Below are 25,221 nucleotides of genomic sequence, written 5' to 3'. Positions count from 1 at the left end.
GGGCTCAGACCCCTTCGCCGTCCGACTCCCCGGCGCCGCCCACGCCGACGGCATCGCGCTCCCTGGCCCGCTGCTCACCCTGCTTGCGGCCGCGCCGCAGCCCGAAGTAGTAGGCGAGCACACCGGCCCCGAGGGCCGCCTGGAGGGAGAACAGCGCCGACTCGATCTCCCCGGACGGCGGTTCGTACAGGGGCGAGAACCACGGCTCGTAGTCCGGTTCGATCTCGGTGATCGCCGTCTCCGCCTCGCCGTCGGAGCCGGTGAACGGCTCCTCCTTGTGATCGCCCATCCCGAGGACCAGCGGCATGACCGCGAGCAGGGCCACGGCGAGCAGAAGCAGCAGGTTGATCTTGGTGTTACGGCTCACCGGGCCACCGTCTCGTTCGACTCGGTCCGGACCGGCTTGCTCCCGGACAGGAGCACTCCGAGCCGGGTCAGCTCGCCCTTGCTGGACTGCACGAGCAGCCGCATGACCAGCACCGTGAGCAGCCCCTCGCTCACCGCGAGCGGGATCTGGGTGACCGCGAAGATGGAGCCGAACTTGCCTAGCGCGCCCAGGAAGCCGCTGCTCGGGTCGGGGAAGGCGAGCGCCAGCTGGACGCTGGTGACGCAGTAGGTGGACAGGTCGGCGATGAACGCGCCGCAGAACACCGCGGCCATCAGCGGCACGTCGTAGCGCCGTAGCAGCTTGTAGACGGCGTATCCGGCCCAGGGCCCGACGATCGCCATCGAGAAGACGTTCGCGCCGAGCGTGGTCAGGCCGCCGTGCGCGAGCAGCAGGGCCTGGAAGAGCAGGGTGATGGTGCCCAGGACCGCCATGATCGGTGGCCGGAACAGGATGGCGCCCAGACCCGTGCCGGTGGGGTGGGAGCAACTCCCGGTCACCGAGGGCAGCTTGAGGGCGGACAGAACGAAGGTGAAGGCCCCGGAGGCGCCGAGGAGCAGGGTGCTCTCCGGGTGCTCCCTGACCTCACGGGTGAGTGACCGTACTCCGTGAACGACGAACGGCGCGGACGCGACGCCCCAGGCGACCGCGTGCGCCGGTGGCAGAAAACCCTCGGCTATGTGCATGGCCCAGCAGACCCTCTCCAGCACCTCGTGGATGGTTGACGTGCCTTGGCCGGTCTCCTGGCTGACGGGTGACACCGCCCGGTGCTCCGCCTTCCCGGGTCACAAGGACCCAGTGGCTGCCCGCGAGGGCCGGAGCCGGACTTCCCGATCACAGTGGCGAGGGCCGCACCGGCATCACACCGGATTTCCCGTTCACCAAGGCGTGGTGACAGTAATGCCTGATCAGGTCGGCTGACAAGCGCACCTCGGGGGCGCAAAGGCGGCGCACGCCAGCTCATGCGCCCAGAGCGCGCACCTACCGGGGGTCACTCCCAGTGGTAGCCGTCACCGAAGTTGAGGGTGTGCTCCAGGACGTCCTCCAGCGGGTCGTCGAGCTCGATGTCGTTGACGACCGAGACCACGGGCGCGTGATTGCTGACGCCCAGAAGGGGGCCGTCGTGGGCGGCGGCGTCCCCGGCTGTCGCCAGCACCGTCGCGGTCAGGGCAGCGGGGAGGAGGGTGAAGCGTGCGCGCATGAGTGCCTCTCTTTGAGACGGATCCCACACCGTGCGAGGACCCGCTCGGGACGTACCGCGCACCCGGCACACGGAGTCAACACGCCCGGGGAATTCACCTGTACGAGGCGAACGCTCCCCCTTCTCGGACGAGCCGCCGACCGGCCGTTCGGCACCCGCAGGCCCGCCACCGAGGGTCACACAGGGAGCGCGCCCCTGAAGCGGGAGTTGGGTACTTCGGCTTCGGTGGTGGCGAGCCAGCCGTGGCCGTGGGTCAGGTCGTCCCGCATCAGCCCGGGTTCGACGGAGAGGTTGTCGGCCGCCGTGAGCGCGTCGGGAACCCCCTCCGCGTACTTCGCGGCCTCCTCCTCGTCGAAGGCGGTCTCCTGGTACCACGCCTCGAACGGCAGCGGTTCCCCCGCGAAATGCGGATAATCGTAGGTTCCGAAACTGCGCACCCCGCGCCCGTCGCGGGAGACGTACCAGTTCTCGGCGGAGTTATAGGGATCGAGGATGTAAAGGTGCGCCTCACCGCACCGCTCGCTGAGTACGTCCGCGAGCCGGAATCCGTCGAGCTGGTCGATCAACGAGTTGCCCCACACCATGCGCCAGCTCCTGATCGGTACCTCCGAGAGCCAGGACTCGAACTCCGGGGTGATGAACACCCGGTACGCGGTCCGCTTCTCACCCCGCGCGTCCTGGAACTCCAGGCAGTCCTCGGCCCGGGTGGTGGCCTCCACGCCCAGGACCGTCGTCACCGGCCGCAGATCGTGCAGACCCAGAGCGGCCACGGCGTCGTCCATCCGCTCCGCGGGAAAGGCGAGCCACCGGCCGGCCTCCCAGGGAAGCTTCACCGGATGCTCATGGGGAAGCTTGACCTGTATCAGCCGCTCCACCGCGGCCTGGTCGGCCTCGTCGAGCGCGTCCGCACCTGCCAGATCGACCAGCAGTTCAAGGGCTCTGCCGCGCAGCCGCCCGGGGCCCTGCCGACGGATCTCCCGCAGCCGCGGCAGCGCTTCGTCCCCCAGGCGCATGAGGACACCCTTGACGCTTCGGTCGGGGAGGTGGGGCAGGAGGCGTTCGATACCCCGCACACCCAGCGCGAGCAGGCGCCGCTCGGCGGCCTCCCGCACGGCACGATCCCGGTCGGAGAGGTCACGTACGGCGGTGTCAATGGTCGTTTCCGGCATGGGCCACAGCATTACAGGCTCGCCGGTGCTCCCTGACCGACGGCCCCCAAGAGGTGGGCGACCAACGGGTTCTGGTCGTTGCTCCGCCAGGCGACAGCGACACGTGTACGGGCGGTTCCGGGAGAGATCCTCCGGAAGGCGACGCCCTGGAGGCGAATGCGCCGGATGCTCGCCGGAGCCAGGGAGACGCCGAGCCCGGTCTCCACGAGCGCGCACACCGTCTGCCACTCCACCGCGTCCTGAGCGATCCGCGGGACGAACCCCGCCTCCGCGCACAGGCCGAGGATCTGGTCGTACAGGCCCGGACCCACGTCCCTGGGGAGCAGCACGAACGGGGAGTCGGACAAGTCCCCAAGCCTTACGGTCCGTTGCCCGGCCAGCGGGTGCGCGCTGGGCAGTACGGCCACGAAGGGCTCGGTGAGCACCGTCTTGAAGGCGAGTTCCGAGTCGGTGTCGGAGGGCTCGCGCAGGAGGCCGATGTCGATGGTCCGGTCGTGCAGCGCGGTGAGCTGCGGCGCTGTGGTCATTTCCTGGATGTCCAGCCGAACCCCGGGGAACCGTTGCCGGAAGTCGCGCAGCAGACCGGGCAGCACGGTCAGCGCGAGCGAGGCGGCGAACCCGATCCGCAGGCGGCCGGTGCTGCCGCTGCCGACGGCGCGGGCGGCGGCCAGACCGTCGGCGAGGTCGCCGAGGGCCCGGCGGGCGGCGGGGAGCAGTTCGCGCCCGACGGGGGTGAGGGTGACCCGCCCGGGTCCCCGGCTGAACAGCGCGTGCCCGACCTTGTCCTCCAGCCGGCGGATCTGCTGACTCAGCGGCGGCTGCGCGATCCCGAGGCGGGCGGCCGCGTGACCGAAGTGGAGCTCCTCGGCGAGGACGACGAAGGCGTGCAGCTGGGGGAGGGGGAGTTCGGGTCGTTCCATACGTGTAGGGATATCAGCTCATGCCGATCCACGTATTAGACGTATCTTTGCTGGTCACCTAGCGTTCGGCGCATGACAGAGCGACGCGCGATCCTCAGCGGCTCGACGTTCGAGGAGCAGATCGGCTATGCCCGAGCCGTGGTGGACGGCGACTGGGTGCATGTGTCCGGCACGACCGGGTTCGACTACACCACCATGACGATCTCCGACGATGTGGTGGAGCAGGCGGAACAGTGCCTGCGCAACATCGAGGCGGCGCTGACCGAGGCCGAGTGCACCTTCGCGGATGTGGTGCGGGTACGCTATCTCCTGCCCGACCGGGAGGACTTCGAGCCCTGCTGGCCGGTGCTGCGCCGCTGCTTCGGGGATGTCCGCCCGGCCGCGACGATGCTGATGTGCGGACTGGCCGACCCTCGCATGAAGATCGAGATCGAGGTTTACGCGCGACGGGCGGCCGCGGGTTCCGGCCTGGGGGATGGTGTATAGTCGATCTTGAGCTCGCCGCCGCAACACCCGGTGGCCGGTTATGCGTTGGTGGTCCAAGGAAAGACGCCCCGCTTCCTGCGGGGAAATGCAGGTGCAAGGCCTGCCCGGCGCTCGACTTCATGGCCCGTCCCGAACTTCGGGGCGGGCCATGTGTGTTGCCGTGGACGGATTACGCTGGATGTCACCAGCTCCAGGGGGTGCCGCGGGGGTGTCGGGGTGAGCGAGCGCAGTCGCAGACTCAACAGTCTGGTCGTGGCGATGGTGGATGTCCTTCAGGAATCGCCGACTGTTCGGTCACTGGGAGGCCGAGAACTGTGGCGGGAGATGCTCTCCGACGAACTGCGCACCTTCGTGGAGCCCTTCGACGGTGGCCCGCTGCGGGTGTGGCTGATCCAGGTGGTTAAGCAGTGCGCGGAGGTCGGCGAGGGACTCGCGTGCATGGCGCGATCGCTGGAGTACGTGGAGCAGCAGTCGGTGGCGGTCGGCGAACTGTGGCTGTTGGTGGATGAGTGGGAGGCATGCGACCTCTTCGGTGACGTGGAGATCGCGCCGTTGCGGCCCGTACTCGCCTCCTTGGTGTCCGACTTGTTGCCGATGGCGCAGCGCGCGAGCACCCAGAGGAGGCAAGAGCTGCCCCCGTGGTGCGTCACGGGGTGGCACGTCTTCCTCAGCCTGGCCGGAGACAGCGCTCCGACCTATGAACATCCGCCCAGCCTGGTCTTCCTGGACCTGGTCGCCGAGCGACTGGTGGAGGAGGGGCGGGTGAAGGACGCTGCGGCGGTGAACCGCTGGCAGCGCGAAGCGCGGGTATCACTGGGCTTGGAGGTAGCCGAGGCCCGGAAGGCGGGGTATTTCGAGGTGGCCGTCACGCCGCCGCCCGAACCTTCAGGGGAGGCGCCGGCACGCCCCACGCCCTCCGCCTGTTGGACGGTCGGCGGAGCAGTCCTCGTCGGGATCGGCGCCTACGCGTACCTTCCGGATGTTCCCGCGATTCACAACAATCTCGCCGACATGCAGCGTCTGCTGATATCGGATGAGTTCGGCATCCCGGTCGAGAACTGTCGTGTGCTGATGGACCCGAAGGACCCCAGACAGATCCACGCGGCCATCGAGGACGTGATGGAGCAGGTGGACCCGGCGTCCGGCGCCTTTCTCTTCTACTACGCCGGGCACGGCCGCGCGCATCCGTCCCACGGCAGGCTGCTGCTGTCGATGGCGGACTCCCGGGAGCACCAGACGTACTCGTACTGGAGCTTCGACAGCCTGCGCGATCAGATCGCCGACTGCGGTCTGTCCACCCGGCTGGTGATTCTGGACAGTTGCTACAGCGGCTCCGCCCTCGACCTGCTGTCCGGACCGGTCGACGCCTCGTCGGCCGCCATTCGAGGCACCTACGTCATGGCATCCTCGGGCGCCACAGAACCCTCCACCGCCCCCGACGGCGCGCGGTACACCGACTTCACCGGGCAGATTCTCGCCGCGCTGCGGTCCGGGATCCCGGGCGCGGGGCCCGTCGTCGACGCCGACGCGCTCTTCGAGACGGTGCGGGCGCAGTGCCTGGCGAACGGGCTGCCGGTGCCCGCCCGGCAGATCCGCAACGAAGGCTCGAGGATCCCCTTGATGCGGAACAGGGCGTATCAGGTCGTCACTTCGAGCCCGACCATCACTTCGACGCAGTAGGAGGGCCACTTGGGCAACACCGTGCTGTTGACGGACCCCGATGGCGGGAAAGTCCCGGACGCGCTACGGGCGTTCCTCGTGCGCGACCCGATCATGCCGACCGTCGGCAGGGTCAGGTGGCAGCCTCTGACCGGCGCGCGGCCGAGGCCCGGCGAACTCGGCACGGCCATAGACGTACTGACCCTCGTCGTCACCAGCCTGATCGCCCTGCCCTCGGCCATCGACGTGGTGCGCAAGTGGTGCTCGTCGCCCGGACAGACCGGCTCCTCCGTCGTGCTGTCCGTCGGCGAAGTGACCGTCACGGTCACGGCGGCCAGCGCCCCCGACGAGATCGCGGCGATGGCCGCCGCGCTGACGACCGCATTACGCGCGGACGGGGACGGCGACAGCACGACGGACGACGACCCTTCGTGATCGCCTAGGCTCGAATCCACCGCCGCAGTGCCTCGACCGTGTCCTCCGGCGTGGTGTTGAAGCACAGCCGGATCCCGGGCGCCGCCTCGGTCAGGACGTTGATCAGGCGCTCGAACAGCAGCGTGTGCTCCGGCAGCATCCGGATGCCGCCACCGATCATCGCCAGGCCGAACGTGTGCTCCTTGAGCCGCTCCCGAACGGTCGCCTCGGCACGGTCCGCAGAGGCGTCGATCAGCAGCAGGAAGGCATCGAACCCGGCATCGAGCAAAGCCGCATTGGCCTCCGCGATCCGGGCGGTCAGCACGGCCTCGTCGATCCCCTCCGGCGTCCGGCTGTAGTCGAGCGCACTCGGATGCAGCCCGATGGACAGCACCTTCGTGCCGCGCGGTAACGGTGTTGAGCCGGTCGATTCCTGCATGGCGGGTTCCCCCTCGGATCGTGGTGCGCTGATTCTGCCGGTGTATCACGGAAGTCGGGCGGGAGTGCCTTGTTGACGCTTCGTCAACGCAGTGGTTGAGTGGCTGAGCCACTGGACCACTGGGTTGCTGGGAGTCGGTATGGGCGTACTGCCGCGGGAGAGCACGGTCGACGTACTGGAGAAGCGGCTGCGGGAGGACATCCTGGCCGGTCGGCATCCGGCCGGGAGTTATCTGCCTCCCGAGCGCGAGCTGGCCGACGAGTTCGGGGTCAACCGCACCACGCTCAAGCATGCGTTCGGCAGGCTCGTGCATTCAGGGCTGCTGGAGACCAAGCACGGCGTGGGGACCCGCGTCCGGGACTTCCTCCGCCTCGGCGGGGCGGATCTGCTACCGATGCTCGTGGGGCACAGCCCGGACTGGATCGGCGAGATCTTCGAAGTGCGGTGCAGTATCGGCGAGTTGATCGCGGAGCGTGCCGCAGCCCGAGCTACCGCCGCCCAAGTTGCCGAACTGAGGCGGCTGGTGGCGGCGATCGGGGACGCGGAGGGCGGCGAGGAGGCGCAGCTGGCGGATGCCGAGGTGCACCGGGCACTGGCCCGCGCGACCGGCAACCGCGTGTACGTGCTGCTGACCAACACCCTGTTCAATGCCTATCTGCCGGTGCGTGCCGCCCTGGTGGGGCCCTTCGTCGATGCGCGGGCCGCCCATGACCGACTGGCACCGGTGGTGGAAGCCGTCGCAGCGAGCGACGCGCCGGCGGCCCGCGCCGCGGCCGGCGCCTATCTGTCGGCGACGGAACGCATCATGCTCGACGACCTGGCACGCGCCCGTCGACGCCGGGACGGTGCCTGATGCCCGCCCGGACAACGACGTTCAAGGAGACGATGCTGGGCCGGGTGCACCTGGCCGACGAGGACCGCGACCGCCCGATGCGGCTCGACCTCGTGGCCCGGACGGAAACGGTGCTGCTGCCCCACCGCACCACGCAGGCCCACGTGACGGGGCGGGTCCGCATAGCGGGCCGGGCCGACGACCCGGAAGCCGAGGGCGAGTTGGAGATCTCACCGCTCGCCCGCCGAAGGATCCGCTACCGCGTCACCTTCACGCTGGAGGGCCGCCGCCTGGTGCTGGACGGCTGGAAGTCCGTCTCGCCCGCACGGCCGCTCACCTCGATGACCGTACTGCCGTTCAGCCTGTACGAGGACGGTGAGCGGGTGGGCGAGGGACGACTGCGCTTCCCCGTCACCACCGGCCTGGTCCCGTTCCTGACGAGCTTCCGTTTCCCGCGCACGGCCGAAGCCGCCGGGGATCTCGCACCACGCTGGGACGGTAAGCCGGGCCGGACCGAGGTCTGGTACACGACCCTGACCGATCCCGCGACCGGCACCGGAGTGTGGCTGCACCACGAAGTCGTGGCACCCACCGACGGCTCCGGCGCCTACGCACACGGCTGGGTGGCCGTGTTCCCCAAGGACGGCCCCGCCGAACACGCCCGCTTCGGCCCTCTGTCATGGACGGGGCACGACGAGGCGTACGACACCAAGGGCATCCTCGTCCGACCCGGCCGACTGGCAGGCACGGCAGGCCCCTTCACCTGGGAACTCACCGAGACTCCGCAAGGCCCGCCGCTCCACACCTTCCCCCGCTGGTCGTGGCGGCGCCCCTGGCTTCCGGCCAGCCAGATGCTGCCCGCCGCCCGCTGCCGCTACGACGGAACGGTCCACCACGGCACGGGCGAACTGCGGCTGGAGGGAGCAGTCGGCGCGAGTGCCCGGATCTACGGCCATGGCAACGCTCGGCGTTGGGCGTGGCTGCACGCGGACCTGGGCGACGGTGACGTTCTGGAGATCATCGCGGCGGTGTCCATGCGACGGGGCCTGGACCGGCTGCCTCCCCTGGTGTTCCTGCGCCTGCTGCACAACGGGCGTACCTGGCCCCGCCGTTCCGAACGGGCCGCCGTGGGCTGGGCGGGGCTCGGCCGGTTCCGGGCGGAGTTGGGGCTGCCCGAATGGCGGGTGGCCGGGCGCGTGGGCAGGCGCCGGATCCGGGTGACGGTGACGCAACCGCCCGAGCGGACACTGGCCCTGGATTACACGGACCCCGACGGATCCGCCGCGGTGTGCCGTAACAGTGAGACCGCGGACGCCGTGGTGACCGTGGAGCGCTGGTGGGGCAGGTGGCGGCAGGATGCCGTATGGCGGCTGTCGGGCACCGCCCATGCGGAGGTCGGTGACCGGTGAAGGTGACTCCCGCCTCGGCCCTGGTCGCGGCACTGCTCGCGGACGACGGCACCGCCGAGTGGACGGCGGCGGTACCGGGGCGCCTTGAGACCCTGCTCGCTGCCCTGCCTGCTTCCGCCCGTGCCGGGGTACGTGGTGCGGCCTGGGCGATCGACACCTACGCCGTGGCCCGCACGGGTGCGCGCCTGGCCGCGCTGGGCGGTCCGGAACGGGAGCGCGTGGTGTCGGAACTCGCTTCCCGCCGCGCCCTGTTGCCGCTTCTGGACGCGGTCAAGGTGCCGGTGCTGCTGGCGGCCGGCACCGAACGAGCGCTGCACCGGGCGCCGACGCCGTCGCCGTCGCGGCCCGCCCCGATCGATCCGCCGCTGGAGCTGACGCCTGCGCGCGACTGGCCGACACGGTCGACTGCCGATGCGGTCGTGGTCGGTTCGGGTGCGGGCGGTGCCATGGCCGCGCGGACACTGGCCCGTGCGGGTATGCGCGTGGTGGTGCTGGAGGAAGGGGAGCATCACTCGACCGCGTCCTTCGGGCGGCGGGCGCCTCTGGACCGTTTCACCGATCTCTACCGCGACGGCGGTGCGACGATCGCCCTCGGGAATCCGCCGCTGGTGCTGCCGGTCGGCCGGGCGGTCGGCGGCACGACGGTCGTGAACTCCGGTACGTGTTATCGCACTCCGGCCCATGTCGTGTCGCGTTGGCTGAGCCGGTACGGCTTCGCCGTGGCCGAGGGTTTCGACGTGTGCCTGGACGAGGTGGAGCGCACCTTGCGTGTGGCACGGCAGCCGCTGGACGTGATCGGCACCAACGGGCGGCTCGCCCTGGCCGGTGCGGAGGAACTCGGCTGGGCCGCGGGGCCGCTGCGACGCAACGCGCCCGGGTGCAGGGGCTCGTGTCAGTGTGTGGTCGGCTGTCCCACGGGTGCCAAGCAGAGCGTGCAGCTCTCCGTCCTGCCCGACGCCTGCGCGTCCGGTGCCCGGATCGTGACGGGCGCTCGGGTCCGGCGGATCCTCGTCGACCCCGACCGGCCGGGTGGCCCGCGCGCCTCCGGAGTGGTGGTGAGCCGCCAGGACGGCAGCGAACTGGAGATCCTCAGCCCGGTGGTCGTGGTCGCTGCCGGCGCCCTCCAGACGCCGCAGCTGCTACGCCGCTCGGGTCTGGGCAGGCACCCGGGGGTGGGCCGAAACCTGAGCGTGCACCCGGCCGTGAGCGTCGCGGGCCGGTTCGGTCAGCCGGTCACGGACGGCGCGGCCGTGCTTCAGAGCGTCGGCGTGGAGCAACTGCACAGCGACGGCATCCTGATCGAGGCCACCGCAGCGCCGCCTGGGATGACGTCCTTCGTACTGCCGGGGGTCGGTCGGCCCCTGCGCCGAGAACTGGATACGACGGAGCACCTGGCCACCTTCGGCGCCATGATCGCCGATCAGCCCTCGGGACGGGTCCTGGGCCGAGAGCGCACTCTGCTCCGCTACGACCTGTCGCCCCGAGACGCGGCCCGCCTCCTGAGAGCCCAGCAGGCCATGGGCGACCTGCTGTTCGCCGCGGGAGCCGAGGAAGTCCTGACCGGCGTCCCCCAGGCGCCGCGCGCAAGCACCCCGCACGAGCTGAAGGCTGTGCTGAGCAGCGTGTCGGCACGCCAACTCCATGTGTCCGCCTTCCACCCCACGGGCACGGCGGCCGCCGGTTCGGATCCGGGGAGTTCACCCACAGACCCCGACGGCCGCCTGCGCGGCGTTCACGGCGTCCTGATCGCCGACGGCTCGGTGCTGCCGAGTTGCCCGGAGGTGAATCCTCAACTGAGCATCATGGCGGCGGCCCTGGCCGTTTCCGAACGCTACGTGGCGCAGATGTGAAGCGGCGGGGCCGGTCGTCAGGCGCTGATGTCAGTGGTGTGGTCCAGAATGCGGCGCAGCAAGATCAACACCGGCCCTCAGGGGTGAGCGGTGTCCGTCCTCCGCCGGAAAGGCCGCGCCGATGCCGCACCAGCCCTTGTTTGACGAGCCGGGCACCCTTGCCGAGACACACCTGACCCGCCCCCGACGGGCCATGGCCCCCCTCGCCGCGCCCGCGGCCGACGTGCTGCGCATCGTGTCAGACCCGCGCACCCCCGTGTTCGTCACCGCGATGGCGGGCGGACGACTCCGCTACGGCTACTGGCGCGCGGCCGGGTCGGGTGGCGGCGTCGGAGGCTGCCACGTCGCCTTGCCGACGGACGTGTGCGAGGAGCTCCGCTCGGCGGGACGGATCACGCTGGGGGCGCCGGTGAGCGACCCGGGGAAGACGACGTACCGGGTCAGCGCGGTGGGCGCGGAGGCGGGGCGGGAGAGGGTTCGGGCCGCATAGGGGACGAGTATGCGCAACCTTCGGTTGCGCATAAGAGGGCGAGGGTCTACCGTTATACGCAACCAAAGGTTGCCAATGGCTGGGAGAGCCCCATGGAGTACGGCAGCATCGAGCGGGAGATCCACATCGACGCCACGCCCGAGGTGGTGTACGAGGTCGTGAGCAAGCCCGAGCATCTGCGGGAGTGGTGGCCGGACGAGGCGGAGCTGGCACCGGTACCCGGTGGCACCGGGGTCATCACGTTCGGTGACAAGGACTCGGCGGAGGCGACGGTGGTACCGCTCACCGTGATCGAGGCCGATCCGCCGCGCCGCTTCTCCTTCCGGTGGGTGTACGACGAGGGCCTGACCGCCGCGCCGGACAACTCGCTCCTGGTGACGTTCGAGCTGGTGCCCTCCGGTGCGGGCACCCTGCTGCGCTTCTCCGAGACGGGATTCCGGGAGAAGGGCTGGGAGGCGGCCGTACTCGAGGAGCAGTACCGCGAGCACGTCACCGGGTGGGACTACTTCCTGCCTCGCCTCGTCGCGTACGTCGCCCGGGTGGTGTCGACGCGGTGAACGTCACCGTTGACGACGAGCTGTGGTCGGCGGTGGGGGACCCCACTCGGCGCCGGATGCTGGACGTCCTGCTTGCCGACGGCGGCGGCACGCCGACCACCCTGAGCGGTCAGCTCCCGGTGACGCGGCAGGCCGTGGCCAAACACCTCGGCGTCCTCCACCGGGTCGGGCTGGTGCATGTGACGCCGGCCGGGCGCGAGCGCCGCTATGAGGTGGACCAGGCGCAACTCGCCCGAGCGGTCGCCCAGTTGACGGCCGTCGGGACCGCATGGGACGCCCGGTTGCAGCGCATCAAGCGCATCGCCGAGGCGATCCAGCGCGCCCAGAAGGACTGAACCCTCCAATTGGCCGCGCCCGACACGGGCGCCCGAACGAAGAATGAGGCAGCGACATGGTGGACATCCTGCACAGGGTCGGAGTCGTCTCGTCACCCGACGACGTCTATGCCGCCCTGACGACCATTGACGGACTGGCGGGCTGGTGGACCGAGGACACGGACGGTGACAGCGACGTCGGGGGAGTGATCAAGTTCCGCTTCGAGCCCGGCGGTTTCGACATGAAGGTGCTGGAGGCCAAGCCGGCCGAGCGCGTGCTCTGGGAGGTCGTCGACGGCCCTGAGGAATGGATCGGTACGCGGATCTCCTTCGACCTGAAGCAGGAGGATGCCTTCACGATCATTCTGTTCCGGCACGAGGGCTGGAAGGAACCCGTGGAGTTCATGTACCACTGCTCCACCAAGTGGGCGACGTTCCTCATGAGCCTGAAGAAGCTTGCCGAGACGGGCAAGGGTGATCCCGCGCCCCACGATGTGCAGATCAGCAACTGGCACTAGGACGACAAAGCGGCGCGGCACCCGTGCCGCGCCTTCGTCTGCGATTCGCCCTTTTTCTGAGACTCTGTCACTCCATGTGCCCTCTGGGTACGGGGTACGTCCTTAAGGGGTGCGCTTGAACGCGGTGATGCGGAGCCGGGTGACGAAAACCGCCGCAGGAGTCTCGGCGGTAGTGCTTCTGCTGCTGACGGGTTGTGAGGTGCCGGGGGTCTACCGGCCCGCGCGCCCGGCCTCGGGCGGTCCGTTCACGTTCTACGTGAGTCCCGACGGCGACGACGACAACGACGGTATGTCACCGGAGAATCCGTGGCGGACCCTCGATCACGCGAACAGCGTGCGCTTCCAGCCAGGGGATCGGCTCCGGCTCAAGGGCGGCGAACGGTTCCGCGGCAGTATCACGCTGGACGAGGACGAAGCGGGCAGCTCCAGGAACCCGGTGGTCATCGGAACGTACGGCGTCGGCCGGGCCACCGTCGCGCCGCGCGGCCGGTCTGCCATCACCGTACGCGACACCGCCGGCGTGGAGATCAGGAACCTCTCGCTAATCGGTGACCGCAAGGCGCTGCGAAAAGGGGTCGGGATCGCCGTCCGCACAGCGCTTCCGGGCAGTCGCAGGCTCGAGCACGTCAGGATCTCGAACGTGGAGGTCAGGGGCTTCCAGAACGGCATCAGCCTCGGGGCCGACGAGGGCGCGGTCGCGGGCTTCGACGACGTACGGATCTCCGATGTGGCGGTGCACCACAACCTCGAGAGCGGGCTGGCCTTCTACGGCCCCGAGTTCAAGGCCAGCCGCCCTGCCTACGCGCACAAGGGGCTGCGCATCGAGCGGGTCAAGGCGTACGCCAACGCCGGCGACCCCAGGAGCGTCGAGCGCAACACAGGCAGTGGCATCACGCTCGGCAGCGTCCAGAACGCCAGACTGACGCACTCGGTGGCCCATGACAACGGATCGAAGTCGGCCACCGACGCCGAGGAGGGTCCCGAGGGCATCTGGGTGTACGACTCCACCGGAGTGGTGCTGGAGAAGAACAAGTCGTACCGCAATCGCACCGGATCACGAGTGGACGGCGGCGGTTTCGGCCTTGACAACAACGTGTCCTCCTCCGTCATGCAGTACAACCTCGCGTACGGCAACGACGGACCCGGCTTCCTCGTCTACTCCGGGCAGGCGACCGGAGCTCACCGGGACAACATCGTTCGCTTCAACATGAGCTGGGACGACGCCCGGAAGCTGCCCGAGTACGGCGGCATCGTCGCCTATGGCACCCGCATGAAGAATCTGGAGATCTACCACAACACGGTGGTGATGCGTTCGGCGGACCTGGCCTCCGCCGAGTCGGCGGGGAGCAGGCCCCCAGCACTGCGGCTGCGCGATGGTATGCGGGGCGTGCGCGTCCTGAACAACATCCTCGCCACCGACGGCGGCCCTGTTGTTGCGACGGAGTCGGCGTACGCCCCGGGCACCATCCAGCTGCAGGGCAACAACTACTACAGCACGGGCCCTTGGGCGTTGGAGTGGGGTGCGCAGCGCTTCGCGTCGCTGGACGACTGGCGTGCCTCCTCCCAGCAGGAATTCCTCGCAGGCGAACCCACCGGCACCAGTGACGACCCGTGCCTGACCGGTCTGGAGGTCCCCATTGCTGCCCGGGCTCACGCCGGGAACCTGGTGCCCCGCTGTGAGGTCCGGGCGCCGGTCGGCGTAGGCCCGCAGGCTCTGGGCTCCGGGCTCGGCGGCGCCGACTACTTCGGCAAGACTCTCCCCAAGGTGCTGTCGGCCGGAGCCGCGCAGTCCGGCACCGCTCGCTGAGCAGACCATGATTCTGCCCTGCTCTCACGGTCGAGGATCGTGAGAGCAGGGCAGAGGTGTTTCCGAGGGAGGAGCTACGGCCTGCCCGCGGGGGTGCGGTGCGTCTGGCCGGTCTGAGACGTGATCGTGGTCCGCAGAAGTTCTACGGCGTGGGCGCTCGGCAGCCGGTCCGACGGCGTGGGCCGCCCCAGCGCCCTGACGGTCCAGCCAGCGGCCCGCCACTCGTCGTGCGGGAGGGCGTTGCGCGCATCGATGAGGAGTGGCTCGTCGACCACCCGGGCCAGCTCGGCTGGATCCACCTCGCCATACTGATCCCACTCGGTCAGGTGCAGCACGATGTCAGCGCCCTGACAGGCAGCCAGAAGATCTGAGCCGCAGTGCAGTTGCGGGTGGGCCAGCCGTGCGTTTTTGGCACCCACGGGGTCGTGCACGCGGACGTCGGCACCCTCCTGATGCAGCGACGAAGCGACGGCCAGCGCCGGGGAGTCGCGCACGTCGTCGGAGTTCGGCTTGAAGGTGGCGCCCAGGACGGCGACCCGGCGTCCGGTCAGCGTGCCGCCGACCATCCGACGCGCGAGTGCGACGGTCCGGGTCCGCTGCCGTTGGTTGATTTCGTCCACTTGCAGGAGAAACGCCACCGCCGGACCGACGCCCAACTCGTGGGCGCGTGCGGCGAACGCCCGGATGTCCTTGGGCAGGCAGCCGCCACCGAACCCCAGGCCCGCTCTGAGGAAGCGCCTGCCGATCCGGGTGTCGTGGCCGATGGCTTCGGCGAGGGTGACGACATCCGCGCCCGCGGCGTCGCAGACCTCCGCCATCGCGTTGATGAAGGAGATCTTCGTGGCGAGGAAGGAGTTGGCCGCGACCTTCACGAGTTCGGCGGTGTTCGGGTCGGTGCTGATGTAGGGCACGCCCGCTGCCAGGATCGGGGCGTACAGGCTGCGCAGCGTGGCGTCCGCGTTTGGACTGGTCACACCCACGACGAGCCGGTCCGGACGCAGTGTGTCCTCGATCGCGAAACCCTCACGCAGGAACTCGGGGTTCCATGCCACCTCAGCCCGCACTCCCGTCGGCACGAGCCCGGCGATGCGGTCGGTCAGGCGTGAGGTCGTGCCCACCGGCACCGTGGACTTGCCGACCACCAGACACCGCGCGGTCAGGTGCGGCGCAAGCCCGTCCACGACGGCGTCCACATGGTGAAGGTCCGCTGCCCCGCCGTCTTTTCGCTGCGGGGTCCCCACGCACAGGAAGTGGACCTCGCCGTGCGCCGCCGCATCGCGCAGGTTGGTGGTGAAGCGCAGGCGTCCCGAGGCCAGCGCCCGGGTCAGCAGATCGTCGAAACCCGGTTCGTAGAACGGGGCCCGGCCTTCGGCGAGGGCCTTGATCTTCTCGGCGTCGACGTCCACACCGAGGACGTCGTGCCCGATGTCGGCCATGCACACGGCGTGCACAGCTCCGAGGTATCCCGTACCGATGACGGTCAACCGCATGCGTTGTTCTCCTGTCTTTCGGAGAGGGGCGGTGGGATGGCGTACGGGACGTGTCAGGGTGCGTAGCCGTACGGATTGTGCTGCTGGAAGTTCCAGGCGTCGCGGCACATCGCGGCCAGGTCGCGCTGTGCGGTCCACCCCCAGCTCGCGGTGGCCTTCGCCGGATCGGCGACGAGTTCCGCGACGTCGCCGGGGCGGCGCTCGGTGATGCGGTACGGGATCTGCCTCCCGCAGACCTCCTCGAAGACGCGCACGAGGTCGAGGACGGACGCGCCATGCCCGGTGCCGAGGTTGAACACCCGCATGCCGGGCACGTCGTCGATGTGGTCGAGGGCGACGCGGTGCCCCTCGGCGACGTCGACGACGTGGAGGTAGTCGCGGACCCCCGTGCCGTCCGGCGTCGGATAGTCGTCGCCGAAGACGCTGAGCTCGTCGCGGCGCCCCACGGCGATCTGGGTGAGGAACGGCATGATGTTGTCGGGTACGCCGCGCGGGTCTTCCCCGAGCAGACCGGTGGGATGTGCGCCCGCCGGGTTGAAGTACCGGAGCGCCAGCACCCGCAGTTCGGGCACGTGCAGGCACTGGTCCGCGAGGATCTGCTCGCAGGTCCACTTGGTGGTGGCGTAGGGGTTGGTGGGAGCGGCCGGGGACTCTTCAGTGAGTGGGACGGATGTCGCGTCGCCGTAGATCGAGCAGGACGAGGAGAACACCAGCCGGTGCACGCCGTGGTCGTGCATCGCCGACACCAGTGCCGTGGTGCCGCCGACGTTGATGTCGTAGTACGCCAGCGGGATCCGGACCGACTCGCCGACGGCCTTCTTCGCGGCGAAGTGGATCACGGAGTCGATCGGATGGCGTGAGAAGACCGAGTCCAGGGACCGCCGGTCCCGGACATCCGCGACATGGGTCGCGGACAGCCGACGGCCTGCGATCTTCTCGACGCGTTCAAGTGCCACGGGGGAGCTGTTGGAGTGGTCGTCGAGTACGACAACCTCGTGGCCGGAGCGGAGGAGTTCGACACAGGTGTGACTGCCGATGAAGCCGGCACCCCCGGTGACCAGGACCGTCTGGGACACGTGGAACCTCGTTTCTTGATCGGCCACGGGGGCCGTCACCAGGCGTAGAAGCCGGTGAGATAGGTAGGGAAGACGGCGACTGCCGCGGCCAGCGGAAGCAGCGACAACAGGCCCGTGACGAGGGGAAGGACCGCCGTGCCCAGAGCCCGAAAGGCCGAGGCGCCCGTTGCCCGCTTGGTCTCCTTCACGTGCAGCGCGGCGATCGCGAGCGTCGCGATGGAGTAGGAGACGGCACCGAGGAGACACAGGAAGACGTAGCCGACGGCGGGGCCGGTGAACTGGCCGACGAGCGCGGAGCATGACAGGAAGAGTGTGATCAGCAGGTACGGAGCGACCGTGCGCAGCGGCAGCGGCTCCAGTCCGTCCCGCTTCTTCGGGGTGACCTTGAAGGTGATCTGGCGGGGGCGCACCTTCTGCATGACGGCGGCCAGTACGCCCCAGGCGACGTAGGGCCAGCGGGAGAGCCCGAAGAGCCAGATCTCCCAGCTGAGGATCGGGGAGTCCTTGGGTCGCAGCAGACCGCGGCGGCGGCACAGCAGCGTCAGCAGGATCAGCCAGACGGACATGCTCCAGAAGTGCGCCAGGAACTCCAGGTAGTTGACGTCGATCCAGGGAGCACCCGTGACGGCGGCGATCGGCGGCAGGAGGATGCCCATGACGGTCGCCATCGCCAGCAGCGGGTAGTACATCACCGCGGCGGAGAAGCGCAGGCGCAGCTTGAGCGGCATCCGGCTCAGGTGGCGCGGCAGCATCCCGAGCAGCATGACGGCGAGACTGCGGGACCACTGGAACTCCTGCGTGATCATCGCGCTGAAGGTGAGCGGACCCTCGCCGTGCGCTTCGGCGTCGATCGCGAAGGCACCCTGCCAGCCGGCCGAGTTGAGCAGGAAGGTGGTGGAGAAGTCCTCTGCCAGTTCGGGGCCGAGGCCACCGATGTCCCGCAGCGCCTGCGTGCGTACGGCGTAGTGCGAACCGATGCACACGGGGGCGAGCCCGGCGGAGTGCCCCAGTTGCACAGGTCCGTGGAACATCGCCTCACGTTGCAGCCGGCCGCGGGCAGCCCAGGACTCGTCGGCGTTGGAGTCGCAGATACTGGGAGCCGCGACGTAGCCGATGCCCGGATCGGCGAAGGGACGGACGACTTCGGCGAGGTACCCGGGGCTGGGAACGTGATCGCAGTCGAGCTGGGCGACCACGTCGTAGTGGGCGTACCCCCAGTGGTCGTAGAAGAAGGCGAGGTTGCCCTCCTTGCACCGGGTGCGGCGAGGCCAGTCGGCCCGGTGGTAGTCGGTGCGGCCACGTCGGCAGGAGACCTGTACGCCGTGGGTTCGGCACCAGTGGATGATCTCCTCGGAGGGGTCCTCGTCGCACAGCCAGACGTCGTAGGGGTGCGGGAAGTTCTGGCCGAGCATCGCTTCCAGCGTGGTCCGGGCGATGTCCCAGCCCTCGGACGGAGCGCGGGTGACCACGAAGGCGGTGCGCAGTGCCGCCACCTCGACGGCCGGATCGAAGCGCCGCATCCGGATCAGCGCCACGAGGAAGTGGATCGGAAGGTAGGTCAGGTACAGGAGCAGCGCGCTGTTGATGACGAGCCCCAGCCAGCCGATGCGGTGGGACGGCTGGAGCCACCAGATCCAGAACCAGACGAGGCAGACGCTCCAGCCGAGGGACAACAGCGCGACTACGAGGCGATCGAGGCGTGAGAACGCCGGCACGAAGCCGGAGGAGCGGACCGTGTGCCCACGCGTCGGTCTCGCGAGGACCGGGCCGTCCGGGCCGATCGACGCCACGGCACCGCCGGAAAGGCGCCGGATCTGTTCGCCCAGCTCGCCCCATTCCGTGGGTGCGTCCGGATCGAGTGTGGGATGCGGCGGACTCGGGACGGTCTGGGTCCCCTGGGCGGGACCCTGCTCCAAGGACGTCATGACAGCGATTTCTCCGGGCGGCGTGACAGCAGGCCGTTGTGTGTGGGGGCGGGGAGGGGACAGCTGGCCGCATCGGGGTGTGCGCACCGGTGCGGCCCTGGCGCGACTCAGCTGTCGGAAACGGACGGCGGTACGGATACGGCGCTGGGTGCAAGGTCGGTCACGGCGGTTGCCGGGCCGGGGATCGCCTGAGGGGTGGTGCCTGCGGTGATCGCCGGTGCGGACAGCGGGACCGTGTCGTCCTGGCCGCCGCGGATCGCGGCGGCCGAAGCGCCGAGGCGGTCCGGCCGGGCGCTGAAGTAGGCGACGGTCCTGCGCAGGCCTTCGGTGATGTCGATCTCCGGCTGCCAGCCCAGCACCTCACGGGCGCGGGTGATCACCGGGCGGCGGCGGCCGGGGTCGTCGACGGGCAGGGGGTGGTACTTCACCGCGGAGGCGGAACCGGTCATCGCCCGTACGATCTCGGCGAGTTCGGAGACGGTGCGCTCCACGGGGTTGCCAAGGTTGAAGGGCCCCATCTCGGACGAGTCGAGGAGCGCCACGAGACCGCGGACGAGGTCGTCGACGTAGCAGAAGCTGCGGGTCTGTGTGCCGTCACCGTAGATGGTGAGCGGTTCGCCGGTCAGTGCCTGGGTGATGAAACTGGACACGACACGACCGTCGTGCGGTCGCATCCGTGGGCCGTAGGTGTTGAAGATCCGGGCGATGCCGACAGAGAGGCCGTGCGTGCGGCGGTATGCGGCGGACACTGCTTCGGCGTAGCGTTTCGCCTCGTCGTACACGCTGCGGGGCCCGATGGAGTTGACATTGCCCCAGTAGGCCTCCTCCTGCGGGTGGACCAGCGGATCGCCGTAGATCTCACTGGTCGACGCGAGGATGAAGCGGGAGTTGTGGCGCAGGGCCAGGCGCAGGGCGTTCTCGGTGCCTCGGCTGCCGACGGCCAGGGTCTCCAGCGGCTGACGCAGGTAGTCCGGCGGGGAAGCGGGGGACGCCAGATGGGCGACGGCATCGACGCGGCCGCGGATCTCCACGGACACACTGACGTCTGCGTGGTGGAACTCGAAGGCGGGGTCGGACAGGAGATGGGCGATGTTCTCGGGATCCCCCGTCGAGAAATTGTCGAGGCACACCACAGAGTCACCGCGCCGCAAGAGCGCCTCGCACAGGTGCGACCCAAGGAAACCACCGCCGCCGGTCACGGCAACGCGCATCTGTTTCTCCAGGAATGAGAAGCGAAATGGCCTCACGGCTCTCTCGCGCTGAACAATGGACGACAGTTCGATGAGGGGGCGCTCACCGGTTGAGCTCGGTAGGCGGATCTTTCTCGGATGAAGTAGGACGAGAGTATGGGCATACGTGGTGATTTCTGTGGAGCGAATTCGAGGGGGTGGGCCGTTCGGCCGTTGCTGCCCGCAGGGAGTGCACCGGGGTTCCCGCCCAGCTCAGGGGCGTCGTCAATTCCGACTGAGGCAGTCCGTGTGGTGTCACACGCACGTGTGAGTCACGGCGTCCTGATCAGGCGTGGCAGCATGGCCGTGTGGCCGATCTTCTGTGGGACGACGTGAGCGCCTTCTTCGACCCGCATTCGACGGGGTCGCTGCCGGACCTGAGTGTCCCCGGGACCACGGTGGAGGACTGGCAGGCGGTCCTCGATCTTGTCCAGGCGCAGGGCTGGACGCACGAGTACTTCGAGGGTGAGACGCGGCTGCCGCTGCCGCCGGCGGAGACCGTGCTGTCCCGCCCGCCGGATGCCGAGTGCCCGTCTCTGCGGGTGTGGCCGGTCGCCGAGGTGCTCGCGATCTTCCGGTTCTACTGGGACGAGGAGATCGACTTCGATGTCGACCTGCGGGAGTTGCAGGGGCAGGAGCGACTGGATGTGCTGTGCGGCTTTCTGCGCGCGATCGGGCGGCGGCTGGGAAAGCCGGTGCTGATGGATCCGGAGGGGTGCCACGGGCACCCGGTGCTCGGGTTTGACGTAGCGGCGGATCGAGTCGTGCTGCTCGCGTAGCCGTCGCTACGACGCGGCTGTTTCGGGATGTGGTGTCGGCAGGTCGCGGGCGATCTCCGTCAGGAGTTCGGGTACTGACGCGTGCAGGAAGAAGTGACCGCCGGTCAGCATGCGCAGGCGGGAGCCGGACGAGGTCTGGCGGCGCCACCCGGGCAGTCTGGCCGGGGTGACCAGAGTGTCGGCTGTGCCGCCGAAGACCGTCAGGGGGACCGGGAGCGGGGGCTCGTCCTGGTAGTCGTAGCTTTCCAGGACGGAGAAGTCGGCGCGTAGGGTGGGGAGCATCAGGGCCATCAACTCGGGGTCTTCCAGGACTTCTTGAGGCGTGCCGCCCAGTTCGCGCAGGCGCTCCATTACGCGCTCGTCCGGTGCGCCGTCCAAGGGTGGGAACTCGGGGGGTGCGTCGGGGGCCGAGCGGCCCGAGACGAACAGGTGGGCTGGGAGCGGGCGGCCGCGGCGGCGTAGGGCCCTTGTCAGCTCGAACGCCAACAGCCCGCCCATGCTGTGGCCGAAGATGGCGAACGGTCGGTCGAGGAACGGGGCGATCGCGCCTGTCAGGCCGTCCACCAGCGGGCGGAGTCTGCTGACCGGTGGGTCGCTGAAGCGGCTGCCCCGGCCGGGGAGTTCCAGCGGGCAGATCTGGATGTGCTCGGGCGCGAGTGCGTGCCACTCGCGGTACGCCGAGGCGGCACCGCCCGCGTACGGAAGGCAGAACAGCCGGAAAGCGGCTTGCTCTCTGGGCGTCCAGCGGCCGAACCACGGGTTGTTCACTTCGGGTGCTCCTTCCCGGCGCGGCGGTGCGCGGTGGGCGATGGTCAGACGTCGAGCAATTGCAGGGCGCGGGAAGGACAGCGCCCCACCGCACCACGGACCGCCGCGATCCGCTCGGCCGGCGGTTCGGGGCGCAGCACCACCACGGTGCCGTCGTCATCGGACTGGTCGAACAGATCGGGCACGGTCAGCGCGCACATGCCCGAGCCGATGCATACCTCGGGGTCGGCCTTGATACGCATGCTCGTCCTCGCTCCAGACGGAAAAGACCGGGAAGTTACCGTTCGGTTGCGGACCTGGACGGTGCACGGAATCCATCCGTGCACGAATCAATTGATTTATGGCTCAAATTGCCGCATGCGCGCAGACCCCACATTCCAAGAATGGGCCCGTCAGGTCAAGGGCCGTTGTGTTACCGCCGGTTCCGAACCCCCGTGAGGGGGTGCGTTGTTGGACCGACCGCCCCGATCTGGCCACTTCTGAGTGGTGGTCCGGCAACCCTGGCCGTGGACGGTGTTCTGGCGGTCACCGTCCGAGCGTAACGCGCGTAGATCCAGTATCGGGGGTGCTGCTGCACTCCTTGACACCCGCCTCGGGAACGACCGATATTAAGCCGTCAAATTCTGTCGATGCCGGTCCTCCAAGGGAGAAATCCGTGGACGAGCGCGGACGTTCGGAACCCCGCCCCGACTCCCGTTGTGCCACCCGCAGGCCCCTCACCAGCAGCTGAGCTGATCGCACGACCCGGCCACACAGGTCAAGGCCGGCATTCCGCGCCACCGCGCTTCCCTGGCGCGTTCGCGAGTGCCGTCTTCTCCGGTGGACCCCCCCATACAGGACCGGGCCCTCGCCCCGCGCAAGCCCGGCCTGAACAAGCGCCACAGGAACTCGCCGGATTCTTGGCGGGACGCTCAACACGACGCCGTCCTGAAGAGCTATGGAGGGAGCGCCGCGTGTCCGACGCACGGCCAGGTGAACAGCCGAAGTTGACCATCGACGAAACTGACATCACCCAGAAGTCGAAGTTAATTCCCGTCACATCCTTAACGGCGGCCGACTCTCCTCGGCTCGCGGGGGAGATCGAGGAGCACGCGCGGACCCTGGCCGAGTCGGAGGCCGACCTGCCGCCCATCGTCGTCCACCGACCCACCATGCGGGTCGTCGACGGCATGCACCGGCTGCGCGCGGCCGTACTGCGCGGCGACGACCTCATCGAGGTCCGGTTCGTGGAGGGCAGCGCGGAGGACGCCTTCGTGCTCGCCGTCCAACTCAACGCCGAACACGGGATGCCGCTGTCCCGGCAGGACCGGGTCGCGGCGGCGGTGCGCATCATGGAGAGCCACCCGGCCTGGTCCGACCGGCGCATCGCCGCCGTCACCGGACTCTCCCCCGGGGTGGTGGGCTCGCTCCGCACGCGCGCCGACAGCACCCCTCAACTCACCCTGCGCATCGGCAGGGACGGCCGGAAACGGCCGGTCGACGGGGCCGCCGGGAGACTCGCCGCCAGCAAGGTCATCGCCGAGACCCCGGACGCCTCGCTGCGGGAGATCGCGAGCCGGGCGGGCATCGCGGTGGCCACCGCACGGGACGTCCGCAGACGCATACGGCTGGGACAGGACCCGGTGACGCCGAAGCTCCGGCCGACCGCCCTCGCCGCCGACGACACCGCCGAGGACGCCGGTGACCGGTCCGACGCCTCCGGACCGGCGACCGAGCCACCGGTGTGGGAAGGCGTGCTGTCCAGCATGCGCAGGGACCCCTCGCTGCGGATGTCCCTGATCGGCCGCACCCTGCTCCAGCTGCTGCGCGCCCACCTCCTCACCACGGAACAGCGCCAGGACCTCATCGACGGCATCCCGGCCCACCGCGCCGCCGACGTGGCGCAGATGGCCCGGATGTGCGCTTCCCGGTGGATGGAGTTCGCCATCGACATCGAGGGCCGCGGCTCGGCCGGCACCGGCGCTGCGGGGGAGCAGCACGTACGGCAAGTCTCCTCCGGCGCCTGAGCGTTCGGCACCCCACCAGGAAGCGGAGCGCGTCTAGACGGTCGCGGGTTCCGTGCGGAACCGGTCGATCGCCTCCTCGTGCCTCGCCCGGAACTCGGGATCCCGTACCCCGAGGCCCGGGCGGGGGGCGAGGCACAGTACGCCGACCTTGCCCTGATGCCGGTTGTGATGGACGTCGTACACGGCCTGTGCGGTCTGCTCCAGCGGAACGACCTGGGAGAGGGTGGGGTGGACCCGCCCCTTGGCGATGAGCCGGTTCGCCTCCCACGCCTCCCGGTAGTTGGCGAAGTGGGTGCCGATGATCCGCTTGAGGTGCATCCAGAGATAGCGGTTGTCGAAGCTGTGCTCATAGCCGCTGGTGGACGCGCAGCTGACGATCGTGCCGCCGCGGCGGGCGACGTACACGCTGGCCCCGAAGGTCTCCCGCCCGGGGTGCTCGAAGACGATGTCCGGGTCCTCGCCGCCGGTCAACTCCCGGATGCGAGCCCCGAATCGCCGCCACTCCCGCTGGTCCTGGGTGTGCTCGTCCTTCCAGAAGCGGTAGCCCTCGGCGGACCGGTCGATCACCAGTTCCGCGCCCATCCGCCGGCACACCTCCGCCTTCTGCGGGCTGGACACCACACACACCGGTGTGGCCCCGCCGTTCAGCGCGAGTTGGGTGGCGTACGAGCCGAGGCCGCCGGACGCTCCCCAGATCAGCACGTTGTCGCCTTGCTTCATCCGTGCCCCGTTGGCGGAGACCAACTGCCGGTAGGCGGTGGAGTTGACCAGTCCGGAGGCCGCCGACTCCTCCCAGCTGAGGTGGCGCGGTTTCGGCATCAGCTGGTTCGCCTTGACCAGCGCCAGTTCGGCCAGCCCGCCGAAGTTGGTCTCGAAACCCCAGATCCGCTGCTCCGGGTCGAGCATGGTGTCCGCGTGCCCGTCGGGATGGTCCAGTTCGACCGACAGACAGTGCGCGACCACCTCGTCGCCCGGCTTCCATGCCGTGACGCCCTCACCGCGGCGCAGCACCACCCCGGCCAGATCGGAACCGAGCACGTGGTACGGCAGATCGTGCCGGGCCGCCTGCGGTGACGTCCTGCCGTACCGGGCGAGGAACTGGAAGGTCGGCAGCGGCTCGAAGATCGACGACCACACGGTGTTGTGGTTGATGCCGCTCGCCATCACCGCGATCAGCACCTCGCCGGCGGCGGGTTCGGGCGTGGCGACCTCGTCGAGGTGCAGGGACTTGCGCGGGTCCTTGTCGCGCCCGCTGAGCCCCTCGAACATCGCCACCTCGTCGGCGTGCAGGGTGATCCCCCGGTAGTGCTCGGGCACCGGAAGTGCCGCGAATGCGTCCGGCTCACCGGCCTGGATCGCTTCGACGATGTTCTGCATGTTTCGGGGTCCCCCTTCGGTCCCGGAGAAATGCCATTCATACTGCACTCGACCGAAGTTCGAGTACAGAGCGTCTCATCCGAGCATGCGCCAATGGGTGTTCAACTGTCCGATCCGGTCA

Annotated in this window: 26 protein-coding genes and 1 riboswitch; of the genes, 13 read left to right on the top strand and 13 right to left on the bottom strand. The window is 69.4% G+C overall.

Annotated features, from left to right (window positions below):
- Window positions 1-4: 4 nt before the first annotated feature.
- The 5 genes from BN159_RS03360 to BN159_RS03340 all read right to left on the bottom strand — a co-directional run bounded on the left by BN159_RS03360 (window position 5) and on the right by BN159_RS03340 (window position 3,675).
- Entirely contained in the window at window positions 5-367 is a 363-nt protein-coding gene (locus tag BN159_RS03360) for an energy-coupling factor ABC transporter substrate-binding protein (RefSeq protein ID WP_015655490.1), read from the bottom strand.
- A complete protein-coding gene (locus tag BN159_RS03355) occupies window positions 364-1,071 on the bottom strand; it encodes an energy-coupling factor ABC transporter permease (RefSeq protein ID WP_041820734.1) in 708 nt (235 codons plus the stop codon). Before BN159_RS03355 ends, BN159_RS03360 begins: the two co-directional genes overlap by 4 nt.
- A 30-nt stretch (window positions 1,072-1,101) precedes the next feature.
- Window positions 1,102-1,286, bottom strand: a riboswitch (cobalamin riboswitch).
- 90 nt (window positions 1,287-1,376) lie between these two features.
- Complete coding sequence (locus BN159_RS42690; protein ID WP_015655488.1) at window positions 1,377-1,586, bottom strand: hypothetical protein; 210 nt, start codon at window positions 1,584-1,586, stop codon at window positions 1,377-1,379.
- A gap of 176 nt (window positions 1,587-1,762) precedes the next feature.
- A complete protein-coding gene (locus tag BN159_RS03345) occupies window positions 1,763-2,755 on the bottom strand; it encodes a hypothetical protein (RefSeq protein WP_041820729.1) in 993 nt (330 codons plus the stop codon).
- An 11-nt stretch (window positions 2,756-2,766) separates the two neighbouring features.
- On the bottom strand, window positions 2,767-3,675 hold the full coding sequence (locus BN159_RS03340) for a LysR family transcriptional regulator (RefSeq protein ID WP_015655486.1): 909 nt from the start codon (window positions 3,673-3,675) through the stop codon (window positions 2,767-2,769).
- A 72-nt stretch (window positions 3,676-3,747) separates the two neighbouring features.
- On the opposite strand from BN159_RS03340, the gene BN159_RS03335 reads away from it, so the two are divergent.
- The 3 genes from BN159_RS03335 (at window position 3,748) to BN159_RS03325 (ending at window position 6,255) form a co-directional block, all read left to right on the top strand.
- Window positions 3,748-4,161 carry a RidA family protein gene (locus tag BN159_RS03335; protein WP_015655485.1) on the top strand — a complete coding sequence of 138 codons (414 nt, stop codon included), beginning with the start codon at window positions 3,748-3,750 and terminating at the stop codon, window positions 4,159-4,161.
- A 216-nt stretch (window positions 4,162-4,377) separates the two neighbouring features.
- Window positions 4,378-5,841, top strand: a complete 1,464-nt coding sequence (locus BN159_RS03330) for a caspase, EACC1-associated type (RefSeq protein WP_157901068.1) — start codon at window positions 4,378-4,380, stop codon at window positions 5,839-5,841.
- Between the two features lie 9 nt (window positions 5,842-5,850).
- The gene (locus BN159_RS03325) at window positions 5,851-6,255 is read left to right on the top strand and encodes an effector-associated constant component EACC1 (RefSeq protein WP_015655483.1); all 405 of its coding nucleotides are present in this window, start codon (window positions 5,851-5,853) and stop codon (window positions 6,253-6,255) included.
- 4 nt (window positions 6,256-6,259) lie between these two features.
- Here the strand turns inward: BN159_RS03325 and BN159_RS03320 are convergent, their stop codons facing one another.
- Window positions 6,260-6,673, bottom strand: coding sequence for a hypothetical protein (locus tag BN159_RS03320; RefSeq protein WP_015655482.1), 414 nt, complete (start codon window positions 6,671-6,673; stop codon window positions 6,260-6,262).
- A 139-nt stretch (window positions 6,674-6,812) separates the two neighbouring features.
- Here BN159_RS03320 and BN159_RS03315 point away from each other — a divergent pair, with 139 nt between their 5' ends.
- The 8 genes from BN159_RS03315 (at window position 6,813) to BN159_RS03280 (ending at window position 14,450) form a co-directional block, all read left to right on the top strand.
- Window positions 6,813-7,526: a FadR/GntR family transcriptional regulator gene (locus tag BN159_RS03315; RefSeq protein WP_015655481.1), complete on the top strand. Its 714-nt coding sequence runs from the start codon at window positions 6,813-6,815 to the stop codon at window positions 7,524-7,526.
- Window positions 7,526-8,914 (top strand): hypothetical protein, encoded by a 1,389-nt coding sequence (locus BN159_RS03310; protein ID WP_015655480.1) that lies wholly within the window; start codon window positions 7,526-7,528, stop codon window positions 8,912-8,914. The genes BN159_RS03315 and BN159_RS03310 overlap by 1 nt, the downstream gene beginning before the upstream one ends.
- The gene (locus BN159_RS03305) at window positions 8,911-10,764 is read left to right on the top strand and encodes a GMC family oxidoreductase (protein ID WP_015655479.1); all 1,854 of its coding nucleotides are present in this window, start codon (window positions 8,911-8,913) and stop codon (window positions 10,762-10,764) included. The genes BN159_RS03310 and BN159_RS03305 overlap by 4 nt, the downstream gene beginning before the upstream one ends.
- 121 nt (window positions 10,765-10,885) lie before the next feature.
- Window positions 10,886-11,254, top strand: a complete 369-nt coding sequence (locus BN159_RS03300) for a hypothetical protein (RefSeq protein WP_015655478.1) — start codon at window positions 10,886-10,888, stop codon at window positions 11,252-11,254.
- A gap of 92 nt (window positions 11,255-11,346) precedes the next feature.
- The gene (locus BN159_RS03295; RefSeq protein ID WP_015655477.1) at window positions 11,347-11,811 is read left to right on the top strand and encodes an SRPBCC family protein; all 465 of its coding nucleotides are present in this window, start codon (window positions 11,347-11,349) and stop codon (window positions 11,809-11,811) included.
- Window positions 11,808-12,146 (top strand): ArsR/SmtB family transcription factor, encoded by a 339-nt coding sequence (locus BN159_RS03290; protein ID WP_015655476.1) that lies wholly within the window; start codon window positions 11,808-11,810, stop codon window positions 12,144-12,146. Before BN159_RS03295 ends, BN159_RS03290 begins: the two co-directional genes overlap by 4 nt.
- Window positions 12,147-12,202: 56 nt before the next feature.
- A complete protein-coding gene (locus BN159_RS03285) occupies window positions 12,203-12,643 on the top strand; it encodes an SRPBCC family protein (RefSeq protein WP_015655475.1) in 441 nt (146 codons plus the stop codon).
- A 172-nt stretch (window positions 12,644-12,815) separates the two neighbouring features.
- Window positions 12,816-14,450 (top strand): right-handed parallel beta-helix repeat-containing protein, encoded by a 1,635-nt coding sequence (locus BN159_RS03280; protein WP_015655474.1) that lies wholly within the window; start codon window positions 12,816-12,818, stop codon window positions 14,448-14,450.
- A 74-nt stretch (window positions 14,451-14,524) separates the two neighbouring features.
- Here BN159_RS03280 and BN159_RS03275 read toward each other — a convergent pair whose 3' ends face one another.
- The 4 genes from BN159_RS03275 to BN159_RS03260 form a co-directional block, all read right to left on the bottom strand.
- Window positions 14,525-15,940 carry a UDP-glucose dehydrogenase family protein gene (locus BN159_RS03275; protein ID WP_015655473.1) on the bottom strand — a complete coding sequence of 472 codons (1,416 nt, stop codon included), beginning with the start codon at window positions 15,938-15,940 and terminating at the stop codon, window positions 14,525-14,527.
- A 53-nt stretch (window positions 15,941-15,993) separates the two neighbouring features.
- The gene (gene galE, locus BN159_RS03270) at window positions 15,994-17,016 is read right to left on the bottom strand and encodes a UDP-glucose 4-epimerase GalE (RefSeq protein WP_015655472.1); all 1,023 of its coding nucleotides are present in this window, start codon (window positions 17,014-17,016) and stop codon (window positions 15,994-15,996) included.
- A 35-nt stretch (window positions 17,017-17,051) separates the two neighbouring features.
- A complete protein-coding gene (locus tag BN159_RS03265; protein WP_015655471.1) occupies window positions 17,052-18,941 on the bottom strand; it encodes a glycosyltransferase family 2 protein in 1,890 nt (629 codons plus the stop codon).
- A 107-nt stretch (window positions 18,942-19,048) separates the two neighbouring features.
- The gene (locus tag BN159_RS03260; protein WP_015655470.1) at window positions 19,049-20,152 is read right to left on the bottom strand and encodes a UDP-glucuronic acid decarboxylase family protein; all 1,104 of its coding nucleotides are present in this window, start codon (window positions 20,150-20,152) and stop codon (window positions 19,049-19,051) included.
- Between the two features lie 326 nt (window positions 20,153-20,478).
- Here BN159_RS03260 and BN159_RS03255 point away from each other — a divergent pair, with 326 nt between their 5' ends.
- Entirely contained in the window at window positions 20,479-20,949 is a 471-nt protein-coding gene (locus BN159_RS03255) for a hypothetical protein (RefSeq protein WP_015655469.1), read from the top strand.
- A 6-nt stretch (window positions 20,950-20,955) separates the two neighbouring features.
- On the opposite strand, the gene BN159_RS03250 is transcribed toward BN159_RS03255, so the two are convergent.
- Both BN159_RS03250 and BN159_RS03245 read right to left on the bottom strand, forming a co-directional pair.
- Window positions 20,956-21,717 (bottom strand): thioesterase II family protein, encoded by a 762-nt coding sequence (locus BN159_RS03250; protein WP_015655468.1) that lies wholly within the window; start codon window positions 21,715-21,717, stop codon window positions 20,956-20,958.
- Window positions 21,718-21,761: 44 nt separating this feature from the next.
- Entirely contained in the window at window positions 21,762-21,959 is a 198-nt protein-coding gene (locus BN159_RS03245; protein WP_015655467.1) for a ferredoxin, read from the bottom strand.
- A 711-nt stretch (window positions 21,960-22,670) separates the two neighbouring features.
- Between BN159_RS03245 and BN159_RS03240 the strand changes: the two genes are divergently transcribed.
- Window positions 22,671-23,723, top strand: a complete 1,053-nt coding sequence (locus tag BN159_RS03240) for a ParB/RepB/Spo0J family partition protein (protein WP_015655466.1) — start codon at window positions 22,671-22,673, stop codon at window positions 23,721-23,723.
- A 33-nt stretch (window positions 23,724-23,756) separates the two neighbouring features.
- Here BN159_RS03240 and ccrA read toward each other — a convergent pair whose 3' ends face one another.
- Window positions 23,757-25,100, bottom strand: coding sequence for a crotonyl-CoA carboxylase/reductase (ccrA, locus tag BN159_RS03235; protein WP_015655465.1), 1,344 nt, complete (start codon window positions 25,098-25,100; stop codon window positions 23,757-23,759).
- Window positions 25,101-25,221 lie beyond the last annotated feature (121 nt).

Source organism: Streptomyces davaonensis JCM 4913 (assembly GCF_000349325.1).
Classification (GTDB): Bacteria; Actinomycetota; Actinomycetes; order Streptomycetales; family Streptomycetaceae; genus Streptomyces; species Streptomyces davaonensis.
Note: the sequence above shows the minus strand (reverse complement) of the source record. Positions and strands in the feature narration are given on the sequence as shown.